Below are 6,559 nucleotides of genomic sequence, written 5' to 3' on the forward strand. Positions count from 1 at the left end.
CCCGGTGCTGGCCAGTCCGCAGGATTTTATCCCCAGCCTGAAGCGATGAGCCCTTCCCTCACCTGCGGATCTGATATGGCCGACAGATGAGAGAAAAATGGACGACAACAAACCAGTGCTCCTGACATTACATGAAGCGTTGCGCCTGGATTTGATTGAGGCCTATGTGGCGCGGGAAATTACGCTGGCAGAAGTGGCGGAATCCATGGAGCTCACCCGTCGTCAGTGCTCCCGCCTGATTAAACGCTATCGTGAGCTGGGGCCAGCCGGTCTGGTCAGCCGGCGCCGTGGAAAGCCCGGCAACCATCAGTTAAACACCACCATCAGAGACCAGGCCCTGCAGCTTATTCGCTCACGCGGCCGGGGTATGAATCCGTCAGCCATCTGGCGAATTCTGACCACAGAATACGGTGTCCGGATTTCAAAAGAGACCGTACGTAAACTGATGATAGCCGAGAAAACCTGGCAACCACGTTCTTCCTCCAAAGCCTGACTCAACCTTAAAAAGGCATTGTCCAGACTCTCCACTGACGTCAGGTCAGCTTTGTTTTCAGCACGACATTTCAACATTGGCTAGACATGTATTGTAGGGGCTCAATGCTAATGTCTATTAGGGGGCTGCGGATGTTTTCCTGGACTGTTATGTTGTGATCCCAAGATGCTGCCGGTACTTCACAGGACTCATTGCACCTAATGATAGCTTGATACGTTTCTCGTTATACCAGCGTATGTACTTGTCCAGGAAGCAGATAAATTTTTCCAGCGTGATACCCGCCCAGTCTCTGCCATAGAACATTTCGTTTTTGATACGCCCGAAGAAGCCTTCACACGCAGCATTATCCGACGAGCATCCTTTGCGCGACATGGACCTTATAAGTCCGGAGGTGTTGATACGCTCGAGCCAGCCCGGCCACCGGTAATGGCCACCACGATCGCTGTGTATCACTGGTTTATCATGTTCGTTGAGCGTATCGAGTGCGTCATCGAGCATCGTATTCACCAGCGTCGCGTCCGGGCGTGTTCCTATCGACCAGCTTACAACCAGGCCATCAAAGCAGTCGATAACCGGCGACAGATAGACTTTTCCAGCCGGAAGCTGGAACTCCGTAATATCGGTCAGCCACTTCTCATTTGGCCTGCAGGAACTAAAATCCCGGGCGAGTAAATTTTCCGGTGCCGGGCCGATTTCGCCACAGTAAGAGTTGTATCGTCGTCGCCTGGTGCGCTTAACAACGAGCTGCTCTTCTGCCATCAGTCTGCGGACAACCTTTTCAGAAATAACCCTGTTGTTACCGCGAAGCATCGCGTGAAGGCGCCGATAGCCGTAACAGCGGTAATTCTCCTCAAAGATATCGGCCATGATCACGCGTATTTCCGCATACTTATCGTACAGACGTTTTGGTAAAAATAACAGCTGCGGGCAAGTTGCAGAACGCTTAGCAACTCAGCAACGGGGTACTTTTTCTTAAGGGCATCAACTATCAGGGTTTTCTCCCTGTTTTTCAGTTTCAGAAAGCTGACGCCCAGATCTTTTTTTATCAGTTCATTCGCCTTTGTCAGTATGTCACGTTCGAGCTGCAGCTGATGAACCTGCTTCCTGAGACGCTGGATTTCACCGAGTAAAGCATCCTGATTTTTATCCTGAGGGGCTGACTTTCGTTTGCGCATGGATTGATAAGCCTCGTCACTGATAAGGTCTTTCTTCCATTTGTACAGGACCGGGACGCTGACGCCTATGCTTTGTGCAACTTTACGCGCGGTTCCACGTCGGTTACAGAGCTCCCGGACGGCCTGAGACCTCTCTTCCGGGCTGAAGCATTTGCTTGTGCCTGAGCGAATGACCAGGGGACGCGCATTTGGGTAAAACTCTTCAATCCAGCGCTTTAGAATTTCGTTACTGGGGTAGCCGATGGCTCGGCGAGTGTACGACAGGCAACCACCGTGAGTAAGATAATGCTCAACAGCAGCAATTTTCTGTGTACGTGAATAGCGTTCTCTTGTCTTTAATTCCCTGGGTAAATCGCCCTTCTCTTCATAAATCCGAACCCAACGGCCCAGCTGTTTTGTGGAAGGATATCCCAGCTCCATGACGACAACGGAGGCTTTCTTTCCGTACCGGTAATAGAGTTCGACGGCCCGAATCCGGTCCTCGTATGAATGCATAAATTAACTCCTGAAGGTCCAGGAATTTGTCCACACTTCCACCTTCAGCTGCTACATAGTTTTGGACATGACGATTTATTAAAAGGCTCATAAAGGTTCAAATCATTACATAATAACTATTATTGTTTCTTATCAATAAATTATGGAAAAACATACCTTGACCGAGGCATCCATAGTGCTATGTTTACGGTAAGCGACACAGCGCTTGGGCTGCACTCCTGAGGGACCATGACATTCGAGGATGATGCCTGTCTGCTATGTCAGGTTGGTCAAACTCTTCGCCCCGCAAGCGAGACAATCAGCACGGAAGATTAATAGTATTGGCAATCTGTAGCGAAGAGTTGCAGTACTGCCCCTTCCATCATCCACAATGATAGCTATCAGTAAGTTAACGAAAATGAGAGGGCATCGGAAATGCTCGAAGTTGAATTTCAGGAATGGTTGAAGAGAAAAGGCGCCAAAACGCAAGCAGGCCTCAATTCCCGTATTTATGCTGTCAAAACTATAGAAAAAAATCTCGCAGCACTTGGTTCTCCTCATGCAGATCTGGATGCAGCCTACCAGGCGGATGGATTTGCACAATTGCGGCAGCGGATCAAAGAGATTCGCCGTGATGCCAAAGACAACGGCAATGACTATCGGTTACTAATGCCTGAATCAGAGCAACCGCTTAACCGATTGTCTAACTGGAATAGCTGGCTCGGACAATATGGACGTTTTCTGAGCGGTGATGACTCTCAGGCCGACGAAATTCGAGATTATGTCCTTGAAAACTACATCACCCCAGCCAGAGAGCGAGGTGACACAAGTGTCACCCTGGTAGTTGGTCCTCTGAATACTGAAATGGGTCTCGACAAGGGATGGCCGAACATCTGTCAGGCTCTTGATGGTCAAAAATTTCAGGAACTAGCGGATGTTCCCCCTCCGGTGACGGAAGGGCCTAAAAAGAGCACAACCCGGAAATATACGTTCATCCTTACGGAAGGAAGCGAACTGGTGGCCCAGACTAAACCAACTCCGACTAACCTTATTTTTTACGGTCCTCCAGGTACCGGAAAGACCTATCACACGGCGAGGGAAGCCGTAGCGCTCTGCGATGGCAAAGATGCCTATCCGAACTCAAAAGATGGGCGTGCGGCCCTGATGGCGCGCTATAACGAACTGATGGCAGAAAAGAGAATCTCTTTCGTCACATTCCACCAGAGCTATGACTACGAAACCTTCGTTGAGGGTCTTCGTCCAGAAATCGGTGAAGATGAGTCTTCGTCTGCTGGATTCAGACTCATGCCTACGCCGGGGCTCTTCAGAGAAATTTGTGCCCTTGCCGATCAGGCCAGAACACAACCCCGTGCACAGACAGATGCCTCGGCACTGCAACTATCCCAGAAACGCTTCTGGAAAATGGGGCAAGGGACAATTGGTACCGAAGACGATGTGTATGAAGATGCCCGCGACAATGGGTATATCGCTCTGGGGTGGGGTGGGACCATAGACTGGAGCGCGGATAGATTCTCATCGTTCAACGCGATTCATGATGAATGGATCAAGCAAAATCCAGGGAATCTGACGCCTAGTAACTGGACGCAAACCTATCCCTTCCGTTGCGAAATGAAGCCTGGTGATATCGTGATTGTCCCTTACGGGAACACTGCGTTTCGCGCTATCGCTGAAATAACTGGTGATTACTATTTCGTTCCTGAAGCCGAAGGTTACTATGCCCACCGCCGCCCAGTTCGCTGGCTACTGACCCTTGATGAACCACTGCCACTCGATACAATTATCGATGGTAACTTCACCATGCGGACGCTCTATTCCATTGCCACCAGTCGTGTGAATATCCCGGCGCTAGGCAGACTGCTCTCGAGTACAGAGAACCTGGATAATAGTTCCGATGTTAAAGGACAACCAGAACAATTCGTCCTCATTATTGATGAGATCAACCGGGCAAATATCTCGAAAGTGTTCGGTGAACTGATTACGTTAATTGAGCCGGATAAACGTCTTGGAATGCCTGATGCACTCACCGTAACTCTGCCTTATTCGAAAAAGAAAGATTTTGGCATCCCCGCCAACCTTCATATCATAGGCACCATGAATACCGCCGATCGATCCATCGCATTGCTCGACACAGCATTGAGGCGGCGATTCAACTTCCGGGAAATGGCTCCCGACGCGACCCTGCTAAGTGAAGTAGAGGGGATCGATCTCAAAGCCGTTCTTACCACCATCAACCAGCGTATTGAATATCTTATAGGTCGGGAATATCGCATTGGACACGCCTTCTTTATCAATTGTGAATCCAGGGCACAAGTTGAAGATGCAGTGCGCAATAAGGTCATACCGCTGTTACAAGAGTATTTCTTCGAGGACTGGAGCCGAATCGCGGCAGTGCTGGGCGATGGTTTTATGCAGGAAGCGCAGATTTTACCGCCACCCGGAATAGAGGGGGAACCATTATCAAGCTGGTCGGTACGTGCACCGTTCAGAAATGACGCCTTTGATCGACTGATAGGCAAAACCAGAACGTTAAATGTCACCGATCTTGAGGTGGCTGGTGAATCGAAAGAATGACGCACCTCACGGTTCGCGAATGGGGTGGTGTTTGTGTGAACACTGAAAGCAGCATAAACGCTCCTCATGCTTTTACCCGCCCTCAGGCTAACGCGCTGCTTACGGCGGCGCGCGAGCATCCGCTGGCAAATCAGCACGGTACTAATATCTTAATCGATCGCCATAACAAAATTATTGCCGGGCAAATGGTTGGGGTCATTGCCGCTCCGGGATGTAGCCTTGAGATCCTGCCCAAATTCGACGACGAGACGATAGAACCGGACGCCACAATACGCAATCGTCTGATACGTATGCTTGATGTCGCCCTCGGCCTTAAACTCGGCAATGGACAGGCTGCAACAATGGCGAGACAAGCTGAAAGCTTACTTGAGATACTCATCCGCTTGTTCGCCGAGCGACTCTTATCTGAAGTACATCGGGGATTACCGCGCACCTATTTGGCACAGGAAGACGATTTGCCCTCATTGCGCGGAAGGCTCAATATCAAACGACAATTCACTACGCTTGCCGTCCGCCCCGACCGTCTCGCCTGTCGTTACGACGAACTGTCGGCTGATACCGCCCTGCTTCGAATTATGAAGGCGTGTGTAGTTCTGCTTCACCATTATGCCCGCGCTGCTGATACGCTCCGTCGTCTGAATGAATTGCGCATCCTGTTATCGGGTGTTAGCGACGTCCCTTTCAGTCATCTGCCGTGGTCACAGGTACGGATCGACCGAACCAATCATCGCTGGGAAGCCCTCTACAATCTGGCACGTCTTCTCCTGCGACGCGACTGGCAAGCTACACACCACGATAAACGAGCGCAGAACGGGATTACACTGCTTTTCCCAATGAACGACCTGTTCGAGGCATATATAGCGGCGCTGGCGAAGCGTGCTGTACGCGGTACGGAATGGACGGTTCGTGCACAGGCAGGCAGGTTATACTGTCTGATCGAGGACGTAAAAGAAGGCAAACCACGCTTCCAGACCCGACCAGATCTGCTTATCGAGCGGAACCATCAGATTGTTATGATCATAGACACTAAATGGAAGCGTATTGGTCGTCATCCCGAAGATGCCAGGCATGGCATATCGCAGGCTGATGTCTACCAGATGATGGCCTATGCACGGATTTATCAATGCCCACAAGTTATGCTTCTCTATCCACATCATGCAGGTCTGGGAACGCAACCTCTGAATGCAGGCTATAGGATTCTAGCAGGCAAGGAACAGTTACAGGTGGCTAGTGTGAATCTGGTTCTCGATGAGGACAAGATTGTCGAGCAGTTAATTAACCTACTCAGCATCAACACGCAGTGAGGTGAAAAGGCGAGACCGGTGCACCTTGAGGCTCGGCACGGCTTTGTTGAATAAATCAGATTTCGGGTAAGTCTCCCCCGTAGCGGGTTGTGTTTTCAGGCAATACGCACGCCTTCAGGCATACCTGCTTTCGTCATTTTGTTCAGCGCTCGTACCAGGGCCATAGCCTCCGCAACCTGACCATCGTAGTCACGCAGCGTCAGTGACCCCCCGAACAGCTGTTTTACCCGGTACATCGCCGTTTCCGCTATCGAGCGACGGTTGTAATCTGTTGTCCATTTCCACCGCGCATTACTCCCGGTCATTTGCTGATTAGCCACTGCACGGTTACGGTCTGCATATTCACCGGGCCAGTAACCCGCACCTTTTCGGGGTGGGATAAGCGCGCTGATTTTCTTACGCCGCAGTTCATCGTGACAGAGCCGGGTGTCGTAAGCGCCGTCTGCCGATGCTGCCCTGATTTTTCTGTGAGTCTGCCGGATAAGACCCGGGAAGGCTTCTGAGTCCGTCACATTGTTCAG

General features: G+C 50.7%; 3 protein-coding genes and 2 pseudogenes. 3 read left to right on the forward strand and 2 right to left on the reverse strand.

Going from position 1 to position 6,559, the window contains the following annotated elements; genetic code table 11:
* The first annotated feature begins 97 nt into the window (after positions 1 to 97).
* Complete coding sequence (locus MKS11_RS26920; protein WP_021312679.1) at positions 98 to 493, forward strand: helix-turn-helix domain-containing protein; 396 nt, start codon at positions 98 to 100, stop codon at positions 491 to 493.
* 147 nt (positions 494 to 640) lie between these two features.
* Here the strand turns inward: MKS11_RS26920 and MKS11_RS26925 are convergent.
* Positions 641 to 2,163, reverse strand: a pseudogene (locus MKS11_RS26925) (IS3 family transposase).
* A 414-nt stretch (positions 2,164 to 2,577) separates the two neighbouring features.
* Between MKS11_RS26925 and MKS11_RS26930 the strand changes: the two are divergent.
* Complete coding sequence (locus MKS11_RS26930) at positions 2,578 to 4,734, forward strand: AAA family ATPase (RefSeq protein WP_021312494.1); 2,157 nt, start codon at positions 2,578 to 2,580, stop codon at positions 4,732 to 4,734.
* Positions 4,731 to 6,038 carry an McrC family protein gene (locus MKS11_RS26935; RefSeq protein ID WP_023280906.1) on the forward strand — a complete coding sequence of 436 codons (1,308 nt, stop codon included), beginning with the start codon at positions 4,731 to 4,733 and terminating at the stop codon, positions 6,036 to 6,038. The genes MKS11_RS26930 and MKS11_RS26935 overlap by 4 nt, the downstream gene beginning before the upstream one ends.
* Before the next feature lie 95 nt (positions 6,039 to 6,133).
* Here MKS11_RS26935 and MKS11_RS26940 read toward each other — a convergent pair.
* Positions 6,134 to 6,559, reverse strand: a pseudogene (locus MKS11_RS26940) (IS5-like element IS903 family transposase); the annotation flags it as partial.

This window comes from Klebsiella sp. K5-45, from assembly GCF_030128605.1.
GTDB classification, from domain to species: domain Bacteria; phylum Pseudomonadota; class Gammaproteobacteria; order Enterobacterales; family Enterobacteriaceae; genus Klebsiella; species Klebsiella quasipneumoniae.

What these genes read in the sequence shown, in the direction of transcription:
- MKS11_RS26920 (WP_021312679.1), top strand. Translation starts at nt 98, where the DNA reads ATGGACGACAACAAACCAGTGCTCCTGACATTACATGAAGCGTTGCGC.
- MKS11_RS26930 (WP_021312494.1), top strand. Translation starts at nt 2,578, where the DNA reads ATGCTCGAAGTTGAATTTCAGGAATGGTTGAAGAGAAAAGGCGCCAAA.
- MKS11_RS26935 (WP_023280906.1), top strand. Translation starts at nt 4,731, where the DNA reads ATGACGCACCTCACGGTTCGCGAATGGGGTGGTGTTTGTGTGAACACT.